This window comes from Novosphingobium piscinae (assembly GCF_014230355.1).
Lineage (GTDB): Bacteria > Pseudomonadota > Alphaproteobacteria > Sphingomonadales > Sphingomonadaceae > Novosphingobium > Novosphingobium piscinae.
Genome location: NZ_JACLAX010000002.1, coordinates 228,976 through 253,450 on the forward strand (window position 1 = coordinate 228,976; position 24,475 = coordinate 253,450).

General features: G+C 67.3%; 25 protein-coding genes, 1 tRNA gene and 1 other RNA gene. 11 read left to right on the plus strand and 16 right to left on the minus strand.

All coding sequences use genetic code 11. The features are described 5' to 3' along the window. Positions 1–142 precede the first annotated feature (142 nt). On the plus strand, positions 143–1,732 hold the full coding sequence (locus H7F53_RS02950; RefSeq protein WP_185677987.1) for an alpha-amylase family glycosyl hydrolase: 1,590 nt from the start codon (positions 143–145) through the stop codon (positions 1,730–1,732). A 138-nt stretch (positions 1,733–1,870) separates the two neighbouring features. Here H7F53_RS02950 and H7F53_RS02955 read toward each other — a convergent pair whose 3' ends face one another. The 6 genes from H7F53_RS02955 to H7F53_RS02980 all read right to left on the minus strand — a co-directional run bounded on the left by H7F53_RS02955 (position 1,871) and on the right by H7F53_RS02980 (position 6,602). Then, positions 1,871–2,743, minus strand: coding sequence for an HpcH/HpaI aldolase/citrate lyase family protein (locus tag H7F53_RS02955; protein WP_185677988.1), 873 nt, complete (start codon positions 2,741–2,743; stop codon positions 1,871–1,873). 7 nt (positions 2,744–2,750) lie between these two features. Further along, entirely contained in the window at positions 2,751–3,758 is a 1,008-nt protein-coding gene (locus H7F53_RS02960) for a substrate-binding domain-containing protein (protein WP_185677989.1), read from the minus strand. 65 nt (positions 3,759–3,823) lie between these two features. After that, positions 3,824–4,423 carry an NUDIX hydrolase gene (locus H7F53_RS02965; RefSeq protein ID WP_185677990.1) on the minus strand — a complete coding sequence of 200 codons (600 nt, stop codon included), beginning with the start codon at positions 4,421–4,423 and terminating at the stop codon, positions 3,824–3,826. Next, positions 4,423–5,106 (minus strand): TPM domain-containing protein, encoded by a 684-nt coding sequence (locus H7F53_RS02970; RefSeq protein ID WP_185677991.1) that lies wholly within the window; start codon positions 5,104–5,106, stop codon positions 4,423–4,425. The genes H7F53_RS02965 and H7F53_RS02970 overlap by 1 nt, the downstream gene beginning before the upstream one ends. 1 nt (position 5,107) lies before the next feature. After that, positions 5,108–5,911: a TPM domain-containing protein gene (locus H7F53_RS02975; RefSeq protein ID WP_185678129.1), complete on the minus strand. Its 804-nt coding sequence runs from the start codon at positions 5,909–5,911 to the stop codon at positions 5,108–5,110. Between the two features lie 85 nt (positions 5,912–5,996). After that, positions 5,997–6,602 carry a LemA family protein gene (locus H7F53_RS02980; RefSeq protein ID WP_185677992.1) on the minus strand — a complete coding sequence of 202 codons (606 nt, stop codon included), beginning with the start codon at positions 6,600–6,602 and terminating at the stop codon, positions 5,997–5,999. Between the two features lie 193 nt (positions 6,603–6,795). Between H7F53_RS02980 and mscL the strand changes: the two genes are divergently transcribed. Next, the gene (gene mscL, locus H7F53_RS02985; protein WP_185677993.1) at positions 6,796–7,224 is read left to right on the plus strand and encodes a large conductance mechanosensitive channel protein MscL; all 429 of its coding nucleotides are present in this window, start codon (positions 6,796–6,798) and stop codon (positions 7,222–7,224) included. Between the two features lie 40 nt (positions 7,225–7,264). Then, positions 7,265–7,608, plus strand: a transfer-messenger RNA (tmRNA) gene (ssrA, locus tag H7F53_RS02990). Positions 7,609–7,641: 33 nt separating this feature from the next. On the opposite strand, the gene H7F53_RS02995 is transcribed toward ssrA, so the two are convergent. The 3 genes from H7F53_RS02995 to H7F53_RS03005 all read right to left on the minus strand — a co-directional run bounded on the left by H7F53_RS02995 (position 7,642) and on the right by H7F53_RS03005 (position 9,837). Further along, positions 7,642–7,908, minus strand: a complete 267-nt coding sequence (locus tag H7F53_RS02995; RefSeq protein ID WP_185677994.1) for a hypothetical protein — start codon at positions 7,906–7,908, stop codon at positions 7,642–7,644. 169 nt (positions 7,909–8,077) lie between these two features. Beyond that, positions 8,078–9,460 carry an ABC1 kinase family protein gene (locus H7F53_RS03000; protein WP_185677995.1) on the minus strand — a complete coding sequence of 461 codons (1,383 nt, stop codon included), beginning with the start codon at positions 9,458–9,460 and terminating at the stop codon, positions 8,078–8,080. Then, positions 9,457–9,837: a thiol-disulfide oxidoreductase DCC family protein gene (locus H7F53_RS03005; RefSeq protein WP_185677996.1), complete on the minus strand. Its 381-nt coding sequence runs from the start codon at positions 9,835–9,837 to the stop codon at positions 9,457–9,459. Before H7F53_RS03005 ends, H7F53_RS03000 begins: the two co-directional genes overlap by 4 nt. Positions 9,838–9,978: 141 nt before the next feature. On the opposite strand from H7F53_RS03005, the gene H7F53_RS03010 reads away from it, so the two are divergent. Then, the gene (locus H7F53_RS03010) at positions 9,979–10,425 is read left to right on the plus strand and encodes a DUF3429 domain-containing protein (RefSeq protein WP_185677997.1); all 447 of its coding nucleotides are present in this window, start codon (positions 9,979–9,981) and stop codon (positions 10,423–10,425) included. Positions 10,426–10,498: 73 nt separating this feature from the next. Here the strand turns inward: H7F53_RS03010 and H7F53_RS03015 are convergent, their stop codons facing one another. Further along, a complete protein-coding gene (locus tag H7F53_RS03015; RefSeq protein WP_185677998.1) occupies positions 10,499–11,698 on the minus strand; it encodes a glycosyltransferase family 4 protein in 1,200 nt (399 codons plus the stop codon). 453 nt (positions 11,699–12,151) lie between these two features. Between H7F53_RS03015 and H7F53_RS03020 the strand changes: the two genes are divergently transcribed. Next, positions 12,152–13,396 (plus strand): glycosyltransferase, encoded by a 1,245-nt coding sequence (locus tag H7F53_RS03020; RefSeq protein ID WP_185677999.1) that lies wholly within the window; start codon positions 12,152–12,154, stop codon positions 13,394–13,396. 70 nt (positions 13,397–13,466) lie between these two features. Here the strand turns inward: H7F53_RS03020 and H7F53_RS03025 are convergent. The 5 genes from H7F53_RS03025 to infA form a co-directional block, all read right to left on the minus strand. Next, positions 13,467–13,542, minus strand: a tRNA-Phe gene (locus H7F53_RS03025). Between the two features lie 164 nt (positions 13,543–13,706). Beyond that, positions 13,707–13,874, minus strand: a complete 168-nt coding sequence (gene yacG, locus H7F53_RS03030) for a DNA gyrase inhibitor YacG (protein ID WP_379542833.1) — start codon at positions 13,872–13,874, stop codon at positions 13,707–13,709. After that, a complete protein-coding gene (locus H7F53_RS03035; RefSeq protein WP_185678000.1) occupies positions 13,871–14,857 on the minus strand; it encodes a ribonuclease in 987 nt (328 codons plus the stop codon). The genes yacG and H7F53_RS03035 overlap by 4 nt, the downstream gene beginning before the upstream one ends. Beyond that, on the minus strand, positions 14,850–15,461 hold the full coding sequence (locus H7F53_RS03040) for a Maf family protein (RefSeq protein ID WP_185678001.1): 612 nt from the start codon (positions 15,459–15,461) through the stop codon (positions 14,850–14,852). Before H7F53_RS03040 ends, H7F53_RS03035 begins: the two co-directional genes overlap by 8 nt. A 5-nt stretch (positions 15,462–15,466) precedes the next feature. Next, positions 15,467–15,712, minus strand: a complete 246-nt coding sequence (gene infA / locus H7F53_RS03045; RefSeq protein ID WP_168605162.1) for a translation initiation factor IF-1 — start codon at positions 15,710–15,712, stop codon at positions 15,467–15,469. Between the two features lie 247 nt (positions 15,713–15,959). On the opposite strand from infA, the gene H7F53_RS03050 reads away from it, so the two are divergent. Next, positions 15,960–18,392, plus strand: a complete 2,433-nt coding sequence (locus tag H7F53_RS03050; RefSeq protein WP_425498152.1) for a TonB-dependent receptor — start codon at positions 15,960–15,962, stop codon at positions 18,390–18,392. A gap of 42 nt (positions 18,393–18,434) precedes the next feature. Here the strand turns inward: H7F53_RS03050 and H7F53_RS03055 are convergent, their stop codons facing one another. Beyond that, entirely contained in the window at positions 18,435–19,208 is a 774-nt protein-coding gene (locus H7F53_RS03055; RefSeq protein ID WP_185678003.1) for a metallophosphoesterase, read from the minus strand. A 335-nt stretch (positions 19,209–19,543) separates the two neighbouring features. On the opposite strand from H7F53_RS03055, the gene H7F53_RS03060 reads away from it, so the two are divergent. The 5 genes from H7F53_RS03060 to H7F53_RS03080 all read left to right on the plus strand — a co-directional run bounded on the left by H7F53_RS03060 (position 19,544) and on the right by H7F53_RS03080 (position 24,473). Further along, positions 19,544–19,786 (plus strand): XrtV sorting system accessory protein, encoded by a 243-nt coding sequence (locus H7F53_RS03060; protein ID WP_185678004.1) that lies wholly within the window; start codon positions 19,544–19,546, stop codon positions 19,784–19,786. A 228-nt stretch (positions 19,787–20,014) separates the two neighbouring features. Further along, complete coding sequence (locus H7F53_RS03065; RefSeq protein ID WP_185678005.1) at positions 20,015–21,385, plus strand: oligosaccharide flippase family protein; 1,371 nt, start codon at positions 20,015–20,017, stop codon at positions 21,383–21,385. Positions 21,386–21,493: 108 nt separating this feature from the next. Beyond that, positions 21,494–22,186 (plus strand): class I SAM-dependent methyltransferase, encoded by a 693-nt coding sequence (locus tag H7F53_RS03070; protein ID WP_221773534.1) that lies wholly within the window; start codon positions 21,494–21,496, stop codon positions 22,184–22,186. Next, a complete protein-coding gene (locus H7F53_RS03075) occupies positions 22,183–24,102 on the plus strand; it encodes a hypothetical protein (RefSeq protein WP_185678007.1) in 1,920 nt (639 codons plus the stop codon). The genes H7F53_RS03070 and H7F53_RS03075 overlap by 4 nt, the downstream gene beginning before the upstream one ends. Positions 24,103–24,110: 8 nt before the next feature. After that, positions 24,111–24,473: a DMT family transporter gene (locus H7F53_RS03080; protein ID WP_221773535.1), complete on the plus strand. Its 363-nt coding sequence runs from the start codon at positions 24,111–24,113 to the stop codon at positions 24,471–24,473. The last annotated feature ends 2 nt before the right edge of the window (positions 24,474–24,475 follow it).

Genomic DNA, 24,475 nt, shown 5'->3' on the forward strand with positions numbered 1-24,475 from the left:
GCGCTGGTCTTCTCATCGTCACCATGCCTAGGCCAGTCACACCCGGTTCGACAAGGATTCTGATGACGATCCACATACCAATTCAGTTTGCTGCAGCGCAACATGCTGCCATGATGCCGCCCGGCACAGCAGAGAGAACCAGATGACCGACAGCGAATGGTGGCGCGGGGCAGCGATCTACCAGATTTACCCGCGCAGCTTCCGCGATTCCGATGGTGACGGCATCGGCGACTTGCCGGGCATCACCGCAGGACTCGGCCATGTTGCCAGTCTCGGGGTCGACGCGATCTGGATCTCGCCGTTCTTCACCTCGCCGATGAAGGATTTCGGCTACGACGTGGCCGATTACTGCGATGTCGATCCGATCTTCGGCACCCTGGCCGATTTCGATGCCCTGGTGGCCGAGGCACACCGTCTGGGGCTGCGGGTGATCATCGACCAGGTCTATGCCCATAGCTCCGACCAGCACCCGTGGTTCGCGGCAAGCCGCGCGGCCCGCACAGGCGACAAGGCCGACTGGTATGTCTGGGCCGACGCGCAGGCCGACGGCACCCCGCCGAACAACTGGCAATCGGTGTTCGGCGGTCCGGCCTGGACCTGGGATGCGCGGCGCCGGCAATACTACATGCACACGTTCCTGCGCGAACAGCCGCAGCTCAACGTCGCCAATCCAGCGGTCCAGGAGGCGCTGCTGGGGGCCGCGCGGTTCTGGCTTGACCGCGGGGTCGACGGATTCCGGCTCGATGCCCTCAACCATGCGATGCACGATCCCCAGCTGCGCGACAATCCGCCCGCGCCCGAGACCGGACGGCTGCGCACCCGGCCGTTCGATTTCCAGATCAAGCGCTATTCACAGTCGCAGCCGGGGATGATCCCCTTCGTCGAGCGGCTGCGCCAGGTCTGCGACGGCTATGGCGCGGTGCATCTGGTGGCGGAGATCGGCGGCGACGATCCGCTGCCCGAGATGAAAGCCTACACCGCCGGCGGGCAGCGCCTGTCGAGTGCCTACGGCTTCGATTTCCTCTATGCCCCGGCGCTCACCCCCGAGCTGGTCGCTGCCGCGATGGCCGCCTGGCACGGCGTCCCCGCAGACGATGGTCTGGCCGAAGGCTGGCCGAGTTGGGCGTTCGAGAACCACGATGCGCCGCGGGCGCTGTCGCGCTGGTGCGAACCTGCCGAACGCGAGGCTTTCGCACGGCTGAAGATCGCCCTGTTGGCCGCGCTGCGCGGCAATATCATCGTCTATCAGGGGGAGGAGCTCGGGCTGCTGCAGGACACGATCCCGTTCGAGCAGCTGCAGGATCCCGAGGCGATCGCCAACTGGCCGCTGACCCTGTCACGCGACGGCGCACGCACTCCGCTGCCGTGGACCGACGCGCCGGGCGGTGGCTTCACCACTGGCACCCCGTGGCTGCCGCTCAGCGCGGCGAACCGGGCGCGGGCGGTGGCGCTGCAGGAGGACGATTCCGGCTCGCTGCTGCACCACACCCGGCACGTGCTGGCGCTGCGGCGGCGGAGCCCCGCGCTGCGCCACGGCGGGTTCAGGCTGGTAACCGCGGACGAGGCGCTGCTGTGCTTCGAGCGGCATGGCGCGGGCGAACGCGTGGTCTGCCGCTTCAACCTGTCGGACAGGCCGGTCGCGAGCATGGCCCCGGCCGGGGAGGTGTTGCTGGCGAGCGGGGCGACCGCGACAGGGCTGGCGCCTCATGGCTTCGAGTGGCGCCGGGTCTGAGCAAACCGCCGATAATCCGGCCCACCAGTCCACGCCCGCCCAGGCTGAGCCTGAGTGGAAGAGTGCGGTTATCGGAAGATTGCCGGGCTTGGCCAACCAAGTCGGTGTCGATCCTGCCAAGAGCCCCGGTTGCCTGGCTTACCCCAGCGCCGCGATCTGCCGGGCCACGGCGACCAGCCGCTGGGCCTGCTCGAGATGGAGCCGCTCGACCATCTTGCCGTCGACCTGGATCGCACCCTTGGTGGCGTTGTCCGGGTGGGCGAAGGCAGCGATGATCGCGCGGGCGCGATCGAGCTCCGCCGGGGCCGGGGAGTAGACCGCGTTGCACGGCTCGATCTGGGCCGGGTGGATCACCGTCTTGCCCTCGAAGCCCAGCAGCAGGCCCTGTTCGGCCTCGGCCCGGAACAGCGCCAGATCGCGGAACTCGTTGCACACCCCGTCCAGCAGGGCGAGACCGTGCGCGCGCCCGGCACAGACCGCCTGGGTCAGGATCGGCAGGAAAGCGGCGCGATCGGGCGTCAGCTGTGCGCGCATCTCCTTGGCGAGATCGTTGGTGCCCATCACCCACAGCGATAGCCGGGTCGATCCGGCCAGCGCCGCCAGATCGAACAGCTGACCCACCGCCGTGCAGGTCTCGATCATTGCCCAGAGCTGGAGCCCGGGCGGCGCCGCGGCCAGTGCCGCTTCGCAGGCGAGGATATCGGCCGGGGTCGAGACCTTTGGAACCAGCACGGCATCGGCCCCGCTGGTGGCGATCGCGGCAAGGTCGTCCGCGCCCCACGGCGTGTCGAGCGCGTTGGCGCGGATCGCCAGTTCGCGCGGGCCGAAGCCGCCTTCCCGTGCGGCGGCGACCGCCGCGGCGCGGGCCTCGGCTTTCATCTCCGGTGCGACGGCGTCCTCGAGATCAAGGATCACCACGTCGGCGGGCAGGCTGCGGGCCTTGGCGAGGGCCTTGGCGTTGGAGGCCGGCAGATAGAGGGCGCTGCGGCGCGGGCGGTCAGGTGCGATCATGACGGGCTCAGGGCAGCTGGCCGGGGCCCTTGGAGCTCGCCCGCGGGACCAGCCGGACCCTCACGCGACGCTCGGCATTCGGCTGTCCGGCGATCTGCATCAGCAACTTGTCGACCAGCATGGTCCCGGCCGACTGGAAGTCGGGCTCGACCGAGGTCAGCGGCGGGATCGCGTAGCCGCCCGAGCGGATGCCGTCGAAGCCAACCACACCGACCTGGCCGGGCACGGCCAGACCGCGCTCGTGCAGTTCGAGCAGCACGCCCAGCGCGATCTGGTCGCAGACCACGAAGATCGCATCGAAGGCCTCACCCGAGGCGATCAGCTCGGCCACGGCCTTGCGGCCCTGTTCCTCGCGCGGGAGCGTCTCGTCGATCTCCACCGCGCGGGTCGGCAGGCCCTCCTCGGTCATCCGGGCGACGTAGCCGTCGTAGCGCTCCTTGAACTGGCGCTGGGGTGAATGGTCCGAGGTGATGCAGGCGATCCGGCGATAGCCGTTGGCGATCAGGTGCCCCGTCGCGAGCCGGGCACCGCCTTCGTTGTCGGCGCGGATCCAGTCGAGCTGCTCGTCGAACGGCGAGCCCCAGTAGACAATATGCGCGCCCCCTTCGCCCAGCTCGCGGAAGTAGTTCCAGGCGGTGCGGTTGGCGGTCGTCCCGATCACGATCAGCCCGTCAGCCTTGCGCTGCTCTTCGTAGCGGCCGAACAGCGTGTCGGCCGCGTCCTGGAACGAGACCAGCGTCTCGTGCCCGCGGCTGGACGCCGCGGCGCAGATCGCGCCGAGCAGCGAGAAGTAGAACGGATTGACGTCCTTGTGGTCCTCTCCGTCGCGGCTGATCACCACCACCGCGAGAGTGCCGGTGCGGCCGGTGCGCAGCCGCGCGGCGTTCTCGTCGACGTAGTAGTTGAGCTCACGCGCCGCGGCGAGCACGCGGGTGCGGGTCGGCTCGCTGACCACGGGATCCCCCGCGAGCGCGCGCGACACGGTCGATTGGCTGACCCCGGCAAGAGCCGCCACGTCGAAGGATGTCACCCTTTGCTGTCGGATTGCCACGCGTCTCGTCCACCCTCTGCGGTTTTTGCCTAGAGCAGGTGCGGGCCTAGCACCAGTAGCATCTTGCCGTCGATGGCATCGCCGCGCGCCCGGCGCTCGGCGATGAAGCCGGGCAGTGCGTCGAGCGCGACCCGGTGGACCGTGATGTTCTCGCCCTCGACCCCGCCGCCGTCCCCGACGCGCAAGAGGTCGTGAGCGCGGATCAGGGTATAGCTCTCGCTGACCATGCCGGGTGACGAAAAGAACTCGCCGATCACTTCCATGCGGCCTGCGCGGTAGCCGGTTTCCTCCTCCAGTTCGCGCGCCGCGGCGGTGGCCGCGTCCTCGCCGGCGAAACCGGCATCGTCGCCGATCAGTCCCGCCGGCAGCTCGATGCAGGCACGCCCGAGCGGGACGCGGAACTGTTCGACCAGGATCACCTCGCGCGCCGGGGTCAACGCCAGGATCACGGCCGCGCGAATGCCACGGGCCCGGCCCACATACTCCCATTGGCCGCGGACCTTGGCGGTGATGTACCGCCCCTCCCAGACAATCCGTTCTTCGGCCAGTTCTTCGGCCAGTTCTTCGGCCAGTTCTTCGGCCAGTTCTTCGGCCAGCGCCTCGGCCGGCTGGTTCGTCGCTTGCGTCATCACACCTCGATCAGTCGGTCGGGCAATTCATTGCGGTCGTCCGCGGCCCTGGGGAAGTGCGCGGCGAGGACCTGCCCGACCTGTTCGACCGCGGCGATCAGGCCATCGGCCATGCGTCCCGCCCTGATCTCGACCAGCATGGCCGAGAGCGCCTGACCCCAGACATCGGCGGGCACCTGCTCGGCAATGGATTCGTCGGCGATGATCTCGGCGCGGTGTTCGGCCAGGCTGAGATAGATCAGGATGCCGGTGCGCCCGGTGGTGCGGCGTTCGGCGCCGATGCGGAAGGCGGCGAGGGCGCGGGCATGGACGCGGCGCTGGCGCACCGGGCCCGGTGTCAGCGCCAGGCGCAGCGGCCGCCACAGCAGCAGCAACCAGGTTCCCGCGAACTTCAGCGCGGCGACCAGCGCGGCCACGCCGAACAGGCGGCCGGGGGCCCAGTCCTGGGCCCAGGCGCCGGTGATCCGATCATAAAGTCCGAGATAGACATCGGGCAGGAGCGCCATGGCGACGAGGGCGAGCAGACCCGCCAGCGCGGCCCAGGCCAGCGCCACGTCGCGGTAATCGTCCGAGCCCGCGGCCAGGATGGTCACGATCTCGCCCGAGGTGTTCGCCTCGGCCGCGGTCACCGCCGCGGCTACGCGGGCGCGATCGGCAGGGGTCATGCTGAGCGTTTCGGCCATTCTACCAGCTCCCCGATGCGCCGCCGCCGCCGAAGCTGCCGCCGCCGCCGGAAAATCCCCCGCCGCCGCCGAAGCCGCCGCCACCCCAGTCGTCTCCGCCGCCACGGCCGCCGCCGCGGCTCATGTGATCGAGCACCTCGAACAGGATCAGCGGGCCCAGTCCGCTGTCCGAGCGGTAGCGCCGGCCGCCGAAGGCGCGGCGCAGCGCCGGCAGGACGAAGAACACGATAACGATCAGCACGAAGAACACGGCCCCCGGATCGACGCCGGACCCCTGACGGCGCTGGGCCGCCTGCCGGTCGGCCGCTTGCGCCTGGCGGGCCGCGTCCTCGGGCGACAGGCCAAGCTGCTGGATCAGGGCATCGGCGCCGGCCTCGATCCCGCCCGGCATGTCGCCGGCCTTGAAGCGGGGCAGGATCTGCTGCTGGATGATCAGCGCCGAGAGGCCATCGGTGATGGTCCCCTCGAGCCCGTAGCCGACCTCGATCCGCACCTTGCGCTGGTTTGGCGCGACGATCAGGATCGCGCCGGTGTTCTTGTCTTTCTCGCCGATGCCCCAGTGCCGGCCGAGCTGGTAGCCGTAGTCGGCGATGTCATAGCCCTGCAGGTCGGCCAGCGTGGCGACGACCAGCTGGCGCCCGGTGGTCTGTTCGAGCGCGGCCAGCTTTTGTTCGAGCCGGGCGGTCTCGTCGGGCGGGATTATCCCGGCCTCGTCGACCACCCGGCCGGTGAGCGCGGGGAAGGTCGGCGCGGCGCGCGCCGGCCCCGCCAGCAGCAGCAGGGCGAGCAGCCCGCCCAGGGCCATGGCCAGCAGCGCCGGCCAGCCCGGGCGAGGGCCTGCGAAGGAGGGCTGGCGCCCGATCAGGCCGGGCATGTCCCGGTCTCCGGCGTCAGAGCTTGCCTTCGAGGCTGGGCGCGGTCTCGGCCCCCGGGGTCACCGCCTGGTAGGGCACCATCGGCTTGGCGCCGTAGATCACCTTGGCGCCGATCACCGCCGGGAAGGTGCGGATCGTCGTGTTGTACTGCTGAACCGCGCCGTTGTAGTCGCGGATCGCCACGCGGATGCGGTTCTCCTGCCCTTCCAGCTGGCTCTGCAGCATCTGGTAATTGGTGATGCTCTGGAGTTCGGGATAGGCCTCGCTGTTGGCTAGCAGGCGGCCAAACCCGCCGAGCGCGCCCGACAGCTGGTTCTGGGCGTCCTGGAAGGCCTTCATCTTGGCCGGATCATTGAGGTCTTCGGCCTTGAGCTGGATCGCACTCGCCTTGGCCCGCGCTTCGGTCACGCCGACCAGGATGCCCTTCTCCTGCTCGGCCGCACCCTTGGCCACGGCGGCCAGGTTGGGGATCAGGTTGGCGCGCTCCTGAAACGCGGCCTGGACATCGGCCCACTTGGCCTTGGCGTTTTCTTCCTCGGTGGGAATGCTGTTCACCCCGCAGCCGGCCAGCGAGAAGGCGGCGGCGGCAACGATGGCGTGACGACGGGTGGCAGCGAACATCGATCAGAGTCCTCCTCATGCCGGCGCGCCGCGGGACCGCGCGCACGACCGGTGTAGCGCATAGATAATACGGTGCGCCGCCGGTTCAAGCTGGGCCGGTCGGCTCGGATTGTAAACCTGCCAGAAGCCTGATTGCGAACACCCCCGACGCGGCTAAGAAGGCAGGCTCAACCGGTAAGGGAGTGACACGGGTATGCTGGGGGAATTCAAGGCATTCATCTCGCGCGGCAATGTGCTGGATCTGGCGGTCGGTGTGATCATCGGCGCGGCATTCGGCAAGATCGTCAGCTCGCTGACCGACGACGTGCTGATGCCGGTGATCGGCTGGGTCACAGGCGGGATCGACTTCTCCAACCGCTTCATTGTGCTGGGCACCGTGCCGGCCGACTACACCGGATCGCTGGGCGACTATGCCGCGCTGAAGAAGGCCGGGGTGGCCATGCTCGGCTACGGATCGTTCATCACCGCGATCATCAACTTCGTGATCATGGCCTTCGTGATCTTCCTGATCGTGCGCCAGGCCAACAAGGTGCTGGTCAAGCCGGCAGAGCCCGCCGCGCCCGCCGGGCCGAGCGAGGTCGACCTGCTGACCGAGATCCGCGACGCCCTGAAGAAGGGCTGAGCCGGGGCCAGCACCAGGATCAGGGCGGGGCGCGAGTCCCGCCCTTTTCATTTGCGGATCGAGATCCTATATCCCTCCTGCCGGGTTCGCCCGGCTATGATGATAAACTGCGGCGTGGAATAGGCGCAGCGGACCCGGGGGCGGTACCCGGCGGCTCCACCATCATCTCCGCTCCGGCGGGGACGTTGACGGGGCCGAACTAGGATCGACGTGTGTTCAAAGGCGCTGTTTTCATCCGGGCTGAGTAACCCGTAAAAGGCTCAAAACCCATAAGTGCCAACGATAACGAAGCACTTGCTCTCGCTGCGTAATTCTAGGGGCTAACGCCCTGAAGTTACAAGGTTAGAACGCGGTCGGGCCGACCGGGCAACAGAACGGATTCCAGCGGCTTGGGGGGTGCCGGGCAACAGAAACCCCCTACCGTTCCGGAGCGCCGTCAGCCGTCTTCCCTGCGGCGGACGGGTTCGCCCCGGCCTTCTCGTACTTCAGGCAATCGAGGATCTTGGCTCCGGCCATGAACACCGCGCCGGTCGTGGCGAGGAACAGCAGCTTGCCGCCGATGCCGGGGTACTGTTCGAGATAGTGCGCGCCGCGGGCCGTGGCGCCGAGGGCCAGGGCGTAGATGATCATGTACGCCTCGATCCGCGTCTTGATCACGAACAGTCGACCGATCTTGCCCAGCATCCGTGCCCGGTTCCTTGTTGCCCCGCGCTGGCTGGCGGGGTGAGGGCCGCGTAGCAACCTCCGTGCCACCGACGCAATCGCGCGGGTTGCGATGGTGAACGTTCCGTAAAGTGTAAGCCTTACCGACGCGGCAAGGTTTGCCCGTTCCAGCCGGGGATCAGGCCGGCGATCAGGCTGGCAGGGGATCGACCCTGTCCGCCTCGGGCGCCGCGGCTAGCGCCACCGGGGGCAGCGTTGGTCCCGCCAGCAGCGACCCGACCATCGCCCGCAGGGCGAAGCGCGCGCGCAGCCGCACCGCGAGCAGCGCCGTGCCGCTGACCTTGCGCTGGACGAACAGGGTGTCGGCCGGCGGAATGTGCCACGCCGCGCGGTCGGCCATCATCGGCGCAACGTGCTGGCGCAGCCGCTCGACGAACGAGCGGTCGGCGAAGTCGAACGGGTCGGGCTTGCCGAGATGCCCGATCATCACCGCGATCATTCCGTCAAGTCCCGCACCGTGGCGTTCCAGCGTCTGCGGGGCCACGAAGCCGGCCGAGAGCAGCGTGGCCTTCAGCGCGGCCCGGTCTTCGGCCAGCCCGGCCTCGAGCAGTCCGCGATAGGCAGCCGAGGTGGCGGCGGGGACCGGCCGCGCGGCGCCGAAATCGAGCAGCACGATGCGGCCGGTCTCGGGCTGCCAGCGGTAGTTCGCGAAGTTGGGGTCGGTCTGCATCAGGCCGAACCACAGCACCTCGTGCAGGACCAGTTCGACCAGCGCCGCTGCCGCGGCATTGCGCGCGGTTTCGTCGGCTGTGGCGAGGCTTTCGATCGGCTGGCCGGGGACGAAGTCCATCACCAGCACCCTGCCGCTGCTCAGTTCGGCCACCGGGGCGGGGACCACGAAACGCGGATCGCCCGCCAGCAGCGTCGCATAGCGGCGCATCTGTTCGGCTTCGCGGGCATAGTCCGCCTCCTCGTGCAGCTGCCGCTTGGCCTCGGCCAGCAGCGGGGCCACGTCGAGGCCGGCCGGCAGCAGCCCCGAGAGGCGCAGCAGCGTGGCGACGTTGTCGACATCGGCGTCGATGCTGGCGGCGATCCCGGGATACTGGACCTTGACCGCGACGATCCGTCCGTCGGGCAGGGTGGCGCGGTGGACCTGGCCGATCGAGGCAGCGGCAATCGGGGTCGGATCGAACCGCGCGAAACGGCTGCGCCAGGTCGGGCCCCATTCGCCGGTCAGCACCTTGTTGAGCTGGGCCGGGGGCATGAAGTGCGCCGCCTCGCGCAACCGCGCGAGGATCGCGGTGAGCTCGGCCGGGAGCACGTCGCCGGCATCGAGCGAGATCATCTGCCCGAGCTTCATCGCCGCACCGCGCAGGCGTGACAGCTGTTCGGCGGTACGCACCGCATTGCCCGGGGTGAGCAGCAGGTCGTTGAGCCGCGGGCGATCCCCGCTGGCGAGCCGCCGCGCGCCCTCTGCCACCATCCCGCCGACGATGCCGCCGGCGAGCTGTCCGAACCCGGCGAGCCGCGACAGCCGGCTGCTCGGCACTTTCCGGTATCGTTCACCCGTCATCGCAACCATCCTTGCAGTACGGGCCGAACCCGCAGGAATCTCAGATAGAGGCGCTCGAGCACCCACAGCGCCCCGGGCAGCCGCGCCACCTCGCCCAGCGGGCGCAGCACCGGAATGGCCCGCCACATCGCCGCGAAGGCTGCGGCCCCCGACAGGATCCGGCCGTCGGCCTCGGCATGGAAGCGCGCCAGCATCGTCCGCCGGTCCAGGGGGCAGGTGCTGGCCTGGTCGGTGAGATCGACGAAACGGATTGCGCCGCGCCGGTCGAGCCGCCGCATCAGGCCAACCTCGCGCAGGCACAGCGGGCAGGCGCCGTCATACCACACGGTCACGCGCGGCGCGGGGGTCTGCCGGGCAAGGGAACGGGGCGGTGTCATGACCATGCCTGCTCTTCGCCCGGATCGCTGTCGCTGGCGACCTGCCATTTCGGGCCTGATCGCCCTGTTCGCCACCCTGCGCCCACAGACTGGCCCAAAGGCGATGTTGCCGGCGCCGGGCTCTGGCGGCACCCGCGCATGATGACCGTCGCATCGCTGCCCCGTCCCGTCGTCGCGCTTGGCCTCGCCGGCATCCTGCCCCAGGCCGCCTGCGTCGCCATCGTGCTCAACGCCCCGGAAGACCGCTGGTTCGCGCTTGCCGCGGGCTGCTTTTATGCCGCGGTGATCCTGTCGTTCCTGGGCGGGATGTGGTGGATGGCCGGCCTGCTCTCGGGCCGGACCAGCCCGGATTTCTATGCGCTGGCCGTGGCGCCCAGCCTGATCGGCTGGGGCGCCCTGCTACCCTGGTGCTTCGGCTGGCGCTGGCCCGGCCCCGCGCTGCTCGTGCTGGCCGCAGTCCTGCTCGCCAGCCCGCTGGTCGACCGCTGGCTGGCCAGCTCGCTCACCCTGCCGCCCGCCTGGCTGCGGCTGCGCCTCGCCATGGCGACAGGACTGGGGCTGAGCACGCTGGCGTTGGGGCTGCTTTAGCGAACAAGTAACCGCCGCAAGGGATTGATAGCTGGGCCAGTGTGAACCGCCAACCCTTGCGGCTTGTGCGACGCTAGCTGATACCGTGTTGCCGGATCGCTGCCAGCATGGCGACATACCAGCTGTTACGGTCGTCAAAGAATTGGTCTTTGAGGGGCCCGGTAGCACCCTGCAGTCTGCGGTAGAGTTGATCGTCCTCGCTGAGGCGGATTAATGCCTCCTCGTAGGCGTCAATGTCATCAGGCGGTACCTCGATCGTGGCTGGGCGCAGGTAATGGAGCGCGGGGCAGACGGCTGAGGTGACCAGCGGTCGGCCAGCGAGGATTGCTTCGGCGCAAGTCATCTCGAACCCCGCTTCAAAACTGCTCCGGGTAGGAACAACGCAAACGTGGGCAGAGCCGAGTAACTCGCGCAGCTTGTCGGGGCCGCAATGGCCATGCACAGTAACGGCGTCGGCAAGGCCAAGGTCGCCTACGCGGGATCGTACGGCGTCCAGCTTGCCCCCACTGCCGCATAGGTCCCATTTGTAGTGGCCTGGCCGCGCGGTAGCCAGCCGGCGGGAGACTTCAATCATATCGAAGACCCCTTTGTTTTCCTCGACCCTGCCCACAAACAGGATGTGGAAGGGCCACCGCATTGTCCGGTGGGGCAGGGCAATTCCGGCGAACTGCGCAGGCTGGTATGTCGGCAGGTGATCGAGCATGGGGACGCTAGCTGCTCGGTCGCCAAGTAGAGCCTCGACTTGGACACGAATATCGTGGGAAGTCATCACTATGGCTGCCGCGTACCTGAGCACCAGCCACTCATTGAGGGCAATGAGTATCTTCTCGGTCCTGCGGATCGGTCGGAACTTGGCATAGAGCACGCAGTGGTACGATACGATAAACTTGGCCCCTAGCCACCGGGCCGGTGCAAGCATCCACCACATGTTCTGGTTGCCGGTCAGCACGACGACGTCTGGCCTGAACCGCACTACGCTGACCAGAACCTTCAGGAACCAGACGATCATTCCGAGATGATAGGCAAGACCATGACGGTTCTGCATCGGGCGATTCTCAAAGGTAAAACGGCCGACCCGTTCCACAAAATGCTCGCCAGCCAGCCAACTGACGACGTGGCTCTCCGCGCCAAGGCTCTCTGCAAGATCGAAGAACTGCTTCATGTAGTCAGTGCCAAAGAAGTCCTTTGCTTGATTGCTCATCCACTCATTGTAGGCCCGCCTTACATTGGCTGGCCCACTGATATAGGTGATCCTCGGCGCGCGATCTCTCATCAAAAGTTCCTTGGCAGCATGACTAGGCTCAAGCTGGTAACTCGCTACAATGGTGTGGCTGACCTCCCCATGCTGGTCACGCGATGATGAGCAGATTTCGCTGGCTTGGTGCTCCCACATCATCCCTTGGGCCACCCGGGGCTAGAGTTTCCGGGGATCAGGCCAGAGCTCGATACGTCATATACCTGCATGCCTTTGAGAACGGTTCCAACTTGCGTGCTAGCCTTGGTCGCTGAATTGCTTATGGCAAGATTCTAACCCCGCATTCGGGTTTGGCATCGAGAAACCTAGTCGAGGTCTATCGATTTATACGATCATCTGACCTTAGCGGCATGCACCTATCAATCAGAGTTTCAAGCATGCCAGATGAGTGAAAACCAAAATTTGCCGAACTCAACCGCTAAACTGTCGAATGAGGTGGCGCGATCTCCTCTCGCCGCCACGAGGGACCGCATGACGTTTCGCCCCAACAGCCTGGTTCTGGTGATCCCGACGGTCTGCGCCCTCCGCGACGGAGCGATCAGCCTGGACGGAGATTTCGCGAACAACGTGCGCGCCTATCTTGCGGCCTTCTCGCACGTCCATGTCATGACGACAGCAGCTCCCGGCGAACAGTCCTTTCCCAATACCGTGCCACTGGCCGACCTGGCCGACGGGGATCGTCTGACCATCACCATCCTGCCCGAACCCTATCGCGAAGATCGCTATTTCCGGAACAGGGGCAGGGTAAAGGCCCAGCTTCACCAGGCCATGTCGGAAAGCGAATTCCACCTGATCTCGCCGCATGCCGCGTTTGACTGGCCCACTCTCGCAGCCGAGGTCTGCCAGGAGTTGGGTATCCCCTACAACATGGAGGCGGATTGGGCCCTGCCGGTGGCCAGGGCCGAGCTTTGGCGCATGATGCCGTGGGGGCCGAACAAGCTGCGCAAGTACATCTGGGGTCTGTACCACGATCGCCAGTACTATCGCGCCCTTGACCGCAGCGCCCTTGCGCTCCTGCAGGGGGGCGAGGTGTTCAACGAACTCGGACACCGCGCTCCCAACGCGTTCTCGGTGCTCAACGTGCAGATCACCGGGGAGGACCGCATTGCTCCCGCTGCCCTCGCGGCGAAACTCGCCCGTTCGGACACCCAGCCGGTCAAGATCTTCTACGCAGGCCGTGCAGCCCCGATGAAAGGACCGCATGTCTGGCTGGAGATCGTCCGGCGGCTCAAGCTGGCGGGGTGCCGGTTCGAAGCCACCTGGGCGGGTGCCGGTCCCGAGCTGGACAGCATGCAACGGTTTGTGGATAGCCATGGGCTGGGTGACGTCTGTGTCCTGGCGGGGCATGTTGACCGCGACGAAACGCGCCGCCGGATGGCGGATGCGGACCTGTTCGTGTTCTGCCATCTCATCGCCGAATCGCCCCGTTGCCTGGTTGAATCGCTGGCCTCCGGCACACCGATCGTGGGCTTCGAGAGCCACTATGCCCGCGACCTCGTGGCCCGGCACGGCGGCGGCGCGTTCGTCCCGCGCGGCGATACCGCGCGGCTTGCCGACATGGTCACGCAACTGGTTTCGGATCGTGCCGCCATTCGGCAACTCACCATCGCGGCAGCCGCAAGCGGGCAGACGTTCGATCGGGATACCGCCATCGAGGAGCGGATCGGGCTGATGAAGCGGCACTTGCAATGGTCGTCCGCCGCACGTCGGGCCTAGATGCCGACCAAGACCGTCCGGCCTTGCGATTCCGGTCGTCACGAGTGGGTCGAACAGCCTGCTCAGGCCGTGGTGCCCGGGGACGGAGTCGAACCGCCGACACCATGATTTTCAGTCATGTGCTCTACCAACTGAGCTACCCGGGCATCGCCTTGGCACTGGGCCTGGCTGGGCGGTCCGAGGTTGGCAGGGGGACCGTCCGGCGATTGGAAGCGCGCCTATGGCGAAGGCGTGGAGGCTTGGCAACCCCCTTTTGCGCTCCGGCCGCGCCGATCCGGCACCTGCGGCGAAACACCGCAGCGCGGCGAGCTCAGGCTTGTGCCTCGTCGTCGTTCGTGGCGGGCGGGCCGGGCAGGGCGTAGCCATCGTCGAGCCAGCGGACGAGGTCGCGGTCGCGGCAGCGGGTCGAGCAGAACGGGCTGTGCTGGGTGCTGCGGGGTTTGCCGCAGATCGGGCATTTGCGGAGCGGGGCCATCATGCGGCCAGCGCCTGCGCGAAGCCGGCGTTCAAGGCAAGCTGCGAATCCTCCTGCCAGACCAGCGGGCGGCCGCTGCGGCGGGTCAGCTCGGCCACCCAGTCGGGGTGCAGCGCAGCGCGCACCGCCGGGTGGCAGACGAGCAGCAAGCGGCCCGGCGCGCAAACCTGGTCGGCGCGGCGCAGCAGCAGGCGGGCGCCGGCGCCCGCCCGGTCGCGCGCCAGCCGGGCGACCAGCGAGGGGCGCTCGAGCCGGGCGACGAGCTGGACGAAGCCGAAGCCGTTGATCGCGGTGCGCTCGTGCCGCCAGCCGGGCAGGGCGGCGGCCAGCGCGCCGTCGAGCGCGGCATCGAGCGCCTGGCGCTCGGCCTTGCCCGGGAGCGTGGGGAAATCGATCCCGACCGAACCGGCCAGGTCGAACCGGCCGACCGCGGCGACCACCGCGGGCACCGCGGCCTGGGCCAGCGCGGCGGGCGGAAGCGTCCCGTCGATGTCGATCACGGTCATGCCGGGGGTCGGCGAGACGGTCAGGCTGCCGCCGGGGAAGGCCAGGGTGCCGTCCCAGGCCTCGCCATGGACCTCTTCCCACAGCCCCGGGGGCAGGGCAGTCACGCGGCGCACCGGGACGCCTTCGCCGCCCAGTTGCGCGGCCAGGCCGGGCGCGGGCATGGGCGGGGCCTGGGTCGGGCGGGCCTGGGCGAGCTTGTGCCGTCCCTGTTCGGCCACGGCGGCGCGCGTTACCACCAGGCGCAGCGACGCGCCTTCGCTGGCGGCGCGCGGCAAATGATCGACCAGCGCGGTTTCACCCGAGGCGAACCGCGCCGTGCCGCGGCGGGTCCCGCCATGCCGGGAGACCAGCAGCGCGTCCTCGATCTGGCCGGCGGTAAGCTGGCCGGGCCAGTGCAGGCGGGCAGCCCGGACCGTGCCGCCATCCAGCAGGATCGCCCGGTCCTCGGCGATCCCCTGCTCGACCAGCCACTCAGCCAATCGCGAACCCGGCGGCGCGCAGCAGCGCGCGCGTTTCGAACAGGGGCAGGCCGACCACGCCCGAATGGCTGCCGGAAATCCACGCGATCAGCCCTTCGGCGCTACCCTGGATGGCATAGCCACCGGCCTTGCCCTGCCACTCGCCGCCGGCGAGATAGGCGGCGATCTCCTCGCGGCTGAGCGGCTTGAAGCGGACGATCGTCTCGCTCAGCCGTTCCCGCAGCGTGCCGTCGGGCGCGCGCAGGGCGACGGCGGAGAGTACGCGGTGACGCCGGCCGGAAAGCAGGGTCAGGCAAGTGCGGGCGGTGTCGGCGTCCTCGGCCTTGGGCAGGATGCGGCGGCCGACCGCGACCACCGTGTCCCCGGCCAGGACATGGGCCTGGGGATCGGCCCCGGCCTGGGCTTTCTCGCGCGCCATGCGGCGGGCGTAGTCGCGGGGCAGTTCCGCCTTGTGCGGCGTCTCGTCGATATCGGCGGCGCAGATCCGCGCCGGGGCCAGGCCCAGCCGCGCGATCAGCTCGCGGCGGCGCGGCGAGGCGGAGGCCAGGACCAGCGAGGGGGCGACCGGCGGCACGTCCGGCGGCGCCGCGGCGACCGGCTCCATCGGGGTCAGTACGATCCGGGACCGCCGCGGCCGGGCATGAAGCGATAGGTGATGCGGCCCTTGGTGAGATCGTAGGGGGTCAGTTCGACCAGCACCTCGTCTCCCACCAGCACGCGGATGCGGTTCTTGCGCATCTTGCCTGCCGTGTGGCCCAGGATCTCGTGATCGTTTTCCAGTCGCACGCGGAACATCGCGTTGGGCAGCAGTTCGACCACCTGCCCGCGCATTTCAAGGAGCTCTTCTTTCGCCATCCGCTATTCGGTTCCGTTCAGATCTCGGGAGATTGCCGCGCCCATACGCGGGACTCGGCAAAAAGGCCAGTGAGGAAATCCCGCAGCGACGGCGAGCACTGTGCGCCGCGAGGCGGGTGGGGCCCGGCCCCGGCCAAACCGGTATCGGCAGGGCGACAATTTGTTACCGAGCGCGGCTTGCCCGGCTGGTGGGGGGCAGGCAGGGAAGCGGTGCGGGAGGGGCAATCCCGAACAAAGGATGCTGAGCTTGCGTCGATCCCTGACTGCCGCCTGGCTGGCCGGCCCCGCTGTTTCCGTCCTGGCGCTGGCGGCGCCCGCCCGCGCGGCAGACGAGCAGGTGCCCGGACCGGCGGCGAATGCCGTGACCCTGCCCGCCGATCCGGCCAGCCTGGCCGCTGCCGAGGAGGAGCGGATCGAGCCGCGCGCCGGCGAGATCGTGGTGGTCGCCACCCGGCTCAAGGGCCAGGTCGATGCGCCGCAGCCGCCGATCCTGACCCTGAGCGAGGACGACATCGCCGCCTATGGCGCGGCCTCCATCACCGACCTGCTGGCAGTCCTGTCGCCGCAGACCGGCTCGGGCCGCGGACGCGGCGCCGGCCGTCCGGTGGTGCTGCTCAACGGCCAGCGGATTTCGGGCTTCCGGGAAATGCGCAACATCCCGCCCGAGGCGATCCGCCGGCTGGAGATCCTGCCCGAGGAGGTCGCGCTGCGCTATGGCTATCCGGCCAACCAGCGGGTGATCAACTTCATCCTCAAGGACAAGTTCAGCGCCCGCACGATCGAGGCCGAGTTCGGCCAGCCCGATCGGGGCGGCAGTTCGACCAGCGAGGCCGAGGCCTCGCTGTTCCGCATCGTCGGGCAAGGCCGGCTGAACCTGACCGTTACCGCCACCGACACAACGCCCTTGTTCGAAAGCGAGCGCGGCGTCACCCAGGTGGCGGGCAGCATACCGGGCAGTGCGGCTGCCCGGACGCTGATTGCCGACAGTCGCGAGGTCGGGGTCAACGCGACCTGGACCACCGGGTTGGGCGAGAAGGGGCTCGACGGCGCGTTGACGCTCAATGGCGCGTTCACCCGCAACGATACTGCCTCGTTCTTCGGGCTCGACGGGGTGACGCTGTCGCCGCTCGCCCGGCGCGGGCAGACCGAGACCACCGAGGCCGGGATCACCTTCGCCAAGCCGCTGGGCACCTGGCAGCTGACCGCCACGCTCGATGGCTCGCACGCTGCCAGTCTCACCCGGATCGACCGCGCCGACGGGACGCGGCTGAGCGACACGGCGCGCAGCCTCAACGATACCGCCACCAGCCTGCTCACCCTAGTCGGCCGGCCGCTGGCCCTGCCCGCCGGCGACGTGACCACGACGCTCAAGGCGGGCTTCGCCTGGTCGGCCATCACCAGCAGCGATACGCGCACGGTGGCCGGCGGCGCGCGCCTGCGCCGCGGCGATGCCTCGACCGGGATCAACCTGGGCGTACCGTTGACCAGCCGGCGCAACGGCGTGCTGCCCGGGGCCGGGGACATCACCCTCAATCTCAGCGCGGGGGTCAACCACCTGTCGGACTTCGGCACGCTGTCGGATTGGAGCGCCGGGGTGACCTGGGGGCTCACCGAACGGCTCGGGCTGCAGGCGAGCTATCTGGTCAACCAGGCCGCGCCCGGCCTGACCGACCTGGGCGCTCCGGTGGTGGTCACGCCCAACGTGGCGCTGTACGATTTTGTCCGCAACGAGACCGCGCTGGTGACGATCACCACCGGCGGCAACCGCCAGCTCGTCCGCGAGACCCAGCGCGACATCAAGCTTGGACTCAACTGGCAGATCCCGCTCCTGAGCGAATCCAATCTGGTGGTCGAATACTTCCGCAACCGCTCGAGCAACGTCACGGCCGCCTTTCCGGTCCTGACCCAGGCGATCGAGGCGGCCTTCCCCGGCCGGGTGACCCGCGATGCGAACGGCCGCCTGATCGCCCTCAACCGCCTGCCGATCACTCTGGCCCGCGAAGAGAGCGCGCGGCTGCGCTACGGCTTCAACCTGGGCGGCGCGATCGGCAAGCCAGCCCCGACCGCCCGGGGCGGCCCGGGCGGCGCCGCAGGCGGCGGCATGCCCGGTGGCCCTCCGCGCGGCGCCGGTGCCGGTGGTCCCCCGCCGGGGGCAGGGGGTGGCGGACCGCCGGGTGGCGGGCGGTTCGGCAATGGCCAGGGTCGCTGGAACCTGTCGCTCTACCATACCGTGCAATTCGAGAACCGCGTGGCCGTGGGTGCGAACGGGCCGCTGCTCGACCTGCTGGACGGCGATGCGCTGACCGGCGGCGGAGTGGCCCGGCACAGCGTCGAGGCCGAGGGCGGCGCGTTCTACCGTGGTTTTGGCCTGCGTTTCACCGGCACCTGGACTGCTCCCACGCGGATCAAGGGCACGGGTGCGCCCGGTTCGACCGACCTGCGCTTTGGCGCCCTCGCCAAGATCAACCTGCGCGCCTTCGTCGATCTGGGCCAGCAGAAGCGGCTGGTTGACGCTGCGCCGTTCTTCAAGAACGCGCGCTTCTCGCTCGAGGTCAACAACCTGCTCGACCAGCGCCAGCGCGTCACCGACCTGACGGGAGCCGTGCCGATCGGCTACCAGCCCGACCTGGTCGATCCCGTCGGCCGGTTCATCGGGGTCGAGCTGCGCAAGCAGTTCTGATGCCGCGGTCGGCCGCACCCCGGGCCCGATCGGTCGCCCGGGTCAATCGGCGGTGACAGTGAGGGTCCAGGCCTGTTCGTCCTGCAGCACGATGCCCGACAGCCGCCCGGAGCGGTAGGCCCCGGTATCGACGCCGATCCGGTTGTGCAGCACGGCCACCTCGTCCTCGATGCTGTGGCCGTGCACCACCACCCGGCCGTGGTAGCGGTTGCTGTCGATGAACCGCTTGCGGATCCAGAGCAGGTCGCTGCGCCGCTGCTGGTCCAGCGCCACTCCCGGCCGCACCCCGGCATGACAGAAGAAGTAGTCGCCCGAGGACCAGGAGACCGGCAGCTCGCGCAGCCAGTCGACGATCGGGGCCCCGATCGCGTCCATCAGCCGCGCGGCGAACTCTTCATCCTGCTCCCAGGGCAAGGGCGGGGACAGCCCCAGGCTGTCGAGCATGGCCTGGCCGCCGAAGCTCAACCACGACACATAGGCGTCCGGCCGGGCATCGATGCAATCGAGCAGGGTGGCCTCGTGGTTGCCCAGGAGCACCAGGAAGTCGGGATGGTTGCGGTTGCTGTAGAGCGCCTGGAGCACCGAGAAGCTGGCCGGCCCGCGATCGATCACGTCGCCGAGCAGGATGATCTTGGTGCTGAGCGCGGGCGGCAGCGCGTCCTCCGAAACCCGTTGGAAGGCCCGCATCATCGCCGTCAGCAGCTTGCCGCAGCCATGGATATCGCCGATCGCCAGAATCCGGTCGCCCGGCGCCGTCCGTGGCGGCGAACGCCAGAACGGATAGGGCACCTGCACGGGTTGAAGCTCGAACGCCATGGTTTCCAGTTGCTGCGGCCATCGCGGCCCGGCCGGGGCGATGTATTGCCCCTGCGCAAAACGCGAAGCGGTCCGACCGCCCGGTCCGGCCCTGTCTTGACCGCGCTCACGCCTATACTGCGGGCCCGCGCGGAGCAAGGGTGAGCGCCGTCTCCTGGCTGCACCGAGGCGGAAGAGTGGCGCCGCGCCGCCGGTTGCGGGGGCCGTGGAACCGCGATGATTTCTGCCTCCCGGCGGGACAGGTGCGGAAAACGGCGAATGAGCCCTTGGCAACGCGGCGAAAACGGCTAGCACCGGTCCCAGCCGGCCGACACGGCCCGTATGCGGAGGAGCGAGTGGAAACGATCTGGGACTGGATTACCGTGTTTTGCTTCGCGGGTCTGGTCACGCTGATGTTGCAGCGCTCGTCCGAACCCGTGCCGCGTGACCAGCTCTGGCACTACGCGCCGCCCGCCGTCGCGCTGGCCGTGGCCAACTATGTCGGCAACGAAGGCAACGACATCGCCGCCGGCGTGATCCTCGTCGCCGCGGTGGTCTACATTTTCAAGGTGCTGAAGGTTAAGCTGCCGCGGTTCTGAGGGGGCTGGCGAACTGCAGGGACAGGCCAAGGCACGGTCGCGGCCGAGGACCCGGGTTTCCTGCTGCTTCAGCGTGGCTACCCGGCGTGCTGGTTTGTCACCGGTGGTGATGCGATCTGACCGGCCTGTATCGTCATGCCAAAGCGCTTGCGATGGTCAGATGTCTTATATAGCCCCACACCGCGTGCCAGGCTCGGCCGCGAGCGACGGATCCGGCGATTGCGACTGTTGAAACTCTTGCCGAATAGCTTTGCGACCAAACTGCTCGGCTCGCAGACGTTGATGATCAGGCTGGGTTGGACCACGATCGGGTACATTCTGGTCCAGTTGATCCGTTTCGCCCAGAATCTCATCCTGACCCGCCTCATTGCGCCCGAGTTGTTCGGCATAATGGTCATCCTCACCTCGTTACGGGTGGGAGTGGAACTGTTCACCGACGTCGGGATCGGACAAAACGTGATCGCCAGCCCGCGCGGGACCGAGCCACGCTTCTACAATACGGCATGGACCCTGCAGATGATGCGGGGCCTCATTCTGGCCGGGCTGTTCCTGCCGTTGCTGCCGCTGCTCCGCCACTATTACGACGACCCTATGGTCAGTGCGGCCCTTCCTGCCCTCTGTCTGCTGTTCTTGCTCAGCGGGGTCCATGGGATGGGCCCCACGCTGGCCACCAAGGCGATGCAGTCCCGAAAAATCGCAGTGTACAATGTTGTGTGCACGGCGTTTGGATCGATGATCGCGCTTGTGCTGGCCTGGCTGTATCCTACGGTTTGGGGATTGGTCGCGGGTAATATTCTGTCGACGGTAGCTTCGAGCATCCTGTCATACGTGATGTTTTCGAAGCTTGTTTATCGGATCCGGCTTGATCGCGAAGTGGTCCGTTCGATATTTTCGTTCGGAAAGTGGATTTTTTTGTCATCTATTGTATTTTTTCTATCAACGAATTTTGACAGACTGGTACTTAGCAAATATGTGGCTCTGGGCTTGCTGGGTATTTATGGCGTAGCCCGCTCATTGGGTGACATTGTCGGCCAATTCTCGCTGCAACTCGGCAACCATCTCATTTTTCCCAGCATATCTTCGGCGGGGGTCGTCGGGCATGAACTGCAAAGCCGGATCAGCTGGTTGCGGCTGACGTTCCTTCTGACGATGGCCCTGGCTCTGGCCCTGCTGATCGGCTTGTCCGACGTGATCATTCGCATTCTTTACGATGACCGTTACCTTGCGGCGGGTCCGGTGCTGGCATGGATTGGTGTCTCGACATGGATCTTCGTGATCAACACCGTTGGCGAAAACCTGGCGCTGGGAATTCGCCGGCCTGTGTTCCCCGCCTTGAGTCACGGAGCCAAGTTCGTTTGCTTGGTCATCGCCTTGCCTATCGCGGTGTCTCACTACGGCATTATGGGTGCAGCCATCGCCACGGTCGGTGCCGAGTTTGCTCGCTATACGATCCTGACCGGTGCTCTCGCCCGCGAGAGGATCCATTTCCTTCGGCAGGATCTGGTCTGCACGGCCGCCTTGATCTTGGCGTCGATCGCCGTCCGCGAACTGGTCAATTTGGTTGGACTGTCATCTGCGGCATCTCCATTTTTGCTCTAGTGGTTGTGCCAGAGTGGATCTCGTACCCTGCGCTCGCGGCACTTGCCTTGCGATATCAGCCGGATCATGCTTTGCCGCGATGACGTAACGGCAAGGTCGGTCGAACGATTGCCACAGGTTCAGGAGACCGGCACCGCCATGATGGAGCAAAAGCTCAGCCGCCAGAGCATCGTGGCTTCGGCCCGTCGGTTGTATGCCGGTTCGCCTTCGCGTTACCGACTGCTGCAGAGCCTGCGTCCGTACATCTGTCCATTCGAAGACCTGTTGGCCTTGGTGCCGCCGCGCGGGCGCATGCTCGACATCGGTTGTGGGGCGGGCTTGTTTCTCGCGCTGTCCGCAGAGCACCGTGCGGACGTGACCGCGATCGGATTTGATGCCGAAGGCAGCGCGATCGCAGTCGCGCAAGCGGTAGCCGATCGTGCCTCACTCTCCGGGCGGCTGTCGTTCCAGCACAGCGCCGTCGGGGATCCCTGGCCCGCGGGGCCGTTCGATTTCGTCTCGATGATCGACGTATTGCATCACATTCCGGTCCACGCCCAGCGCGAGGCCATTCTGGCTGCGTACCGTCAGGTCGTGCCGGGCGGACGGTTTCTCTACAAGGACATGGTCGAGCGCCCGGTCTTCAGGGCATGGTGGAACCGTCTGCACGATCTTGTCGTGGCCAAGCAGTGGATCAACTATCGGGCTATCAGCGACGTCGCGCAGTGGATCGAGGCGGCGGGAGGACGGATCGTGGATCGCTCCGCCCGGAACATGGGGCCGTATGGGCACGAATGGCTGGTTATCGAGCGTCCCGCATGAACGCGGTCAAGCCGCATTATTCTGGTGAACCCACCTCGACGGGATTGTGGCTGGCCGTTGGGCTCGTGGTACTCGGCTGGATATCGGTGCTGTTGCCAGGGTTCGCCTTTCCCTGGGTCAACAATGTTTTCCATCTGCCGATCGTGCTTGGCTATGCCCACAGCATTGAGGGCCCGCATGACGCCTTTACCCAAAGTCTGGACAACTTTGTTTCGGGCTTCTGGCTGGTCCTAAAGCCCTTCACCACCGAGCAGAATGCTTTCTCCGTCTTCTTTGCCGCCCATCTGGCGGCGCGGATTGCCTTTCTGGCGGGCATAACCGCGGTCGCGCGGACCCTGGGCAGCCGTCCGCTGACCGCTCTTGCGCTGGCCGCGGTGTGTGGCATCGCGCCCATCTTTAAAGGGGTGTCCACGGTAGGTCACACCGAGACCCTGGCGACCTACCTCAGCCATACCGGCGTGGCGATCCAATTGCTGCCGATCACCTGGTGGCTCATGCTGCGGCAACGCTGGGTCGCGGCGGCCTGCCTGATCGGCCTGCTGTTCAATGTGAATGCCTTCATCTCGATCTGGAGCGTGGTCGCCGCTCTTGCAGCAATGTGGTTTGATCGTGCCAGGCTTGATCGCCCGTGGCGCGTTCTGATCGGCTGCGGTCTAGGCTATCTGATCTTTGCCGCGCCGACAGTATGGTGGACATTCGAGGTGGTCACGCGGCCCTCGCATCCGATCCCCTTTCGCGAATATCTGCTCTATCGCTACCCCTATCACACCTTCGTGCATGTCCAGTGGGATGCGGCCATCCGGTACTCCGGCTTTCTCGCGACACTGGCCTGTGTCATCCCGTTCTGTACTGCCGAACTCGGTGCCCGCGGTCGGATCCTGGCCGGATTGCTCCTCGGCTATGCGGCGGTGTTTGTCGCCGGGGTTCCCTTGCCGTACGTCACGGGCTCTCGACTTCTTCTTAACCTGTACCCGCTGCGCATCGATGCCGTGATCAATGTCGCGGTGGCGGCGGTCATCGTCGGGTGGGCCGGTCAGCTTGCCGATCAGGGTCGCCGGGCGTTGGGCCTCGCCTTGGTCTTCAGTGTTCTCGCCGGGGCGATGTTGCCCATCTTGTGGCTTTGTCATGTGCATTGGCGTGATCGCCGGAGCGCGTGGGTGCCCCTCGCGATTGCCGGCCCCTTTGCTCTGGCCTGCTGGGTGGCAGGCGCACCGCCCATGCTGGGCAATGGGTTTTTGCCGCTGACACTGCTGTTTGCGGCGGCATCAGTCTCGGCGATCCGCGATCAGGGCCCGAAAGTCCTCCTCCCACTCGTGGCCGCATGGTCCCTGACGCTGGTCATGACGGCGGGCAAGACTGGTCTTGCCGGCGCTGCCGTCTTGACCCTGCTGACGGCTCTGCTGGCCTGGTCATGGCCGCGCTGGCTTGCCGGACTGGTGAACGTTGCCACTTCGCCGCGCGGGATCCTCGCCGGTGTCGCCGCGATGGGCATGGGGCTGACGGCCTATGCCGCCGTGCGCGGAACGGTGGAACGCCCGGATGCCGACTACGGGCCGGAGCAGGAAGCCCAGCTCTGGTTCAGGACCCACACTCCGCCCGATACGCTGTTCCTGCCGGTGGATGTTACCGGCTTTGCAGTCCTGTCCCGACGGCCGGCCTGGGTCGATGCCCAGGCTGGAGCCGCCGTGATGTGGAAGCCCGACTTCCTCGACCAATGGTGGCCGCGCATGCGCGAGGTCGACGCGTGTCAATCGGAAGCCTGTTACATCGACCTCGCTAGGCGCCACGGCGTGACGTGGATCGTTGCCTCTTCCAATCGCTTTGCGGCCCCTCAGGGCGCCCGTCTGCGGTTTGCCAATCGGCAGATACGCATTCTTGAAGTCGATAGTGGCCAATGGCGGAACCAAGCCAAATGACACGAAACATGCTGGCCATGATCCTGTTGTGCGTGGTGCTCACGGCTGTGGCCCAGCTTATTCTCAAGGCTGGCATGTCGTCGGCCTCGGTGCAGAAACAGCTCCAATCGGGGCCAAGCGTGCAAACGGTCTGGACTGTCCTGTTCAATGCGCAGGTGTTCGGGGGACTGGTGCTGTACGGACTATCGACCTGCCTCTGGCTGGTGGTCCTCGCCCGGGTGGATGTCAGCCTGGCCTATCCCTTCGTGGCGCTCGGTTTCGTGATTACCGCCCTCTGCGGACATTTCGTCTATGGCGAAGCCATGACCGCGAGCCGGATCGCCGCCACGGCGCTGATCTGCGCGGGCGTTGCGCTGCTGGCGAGCAGCTGAAC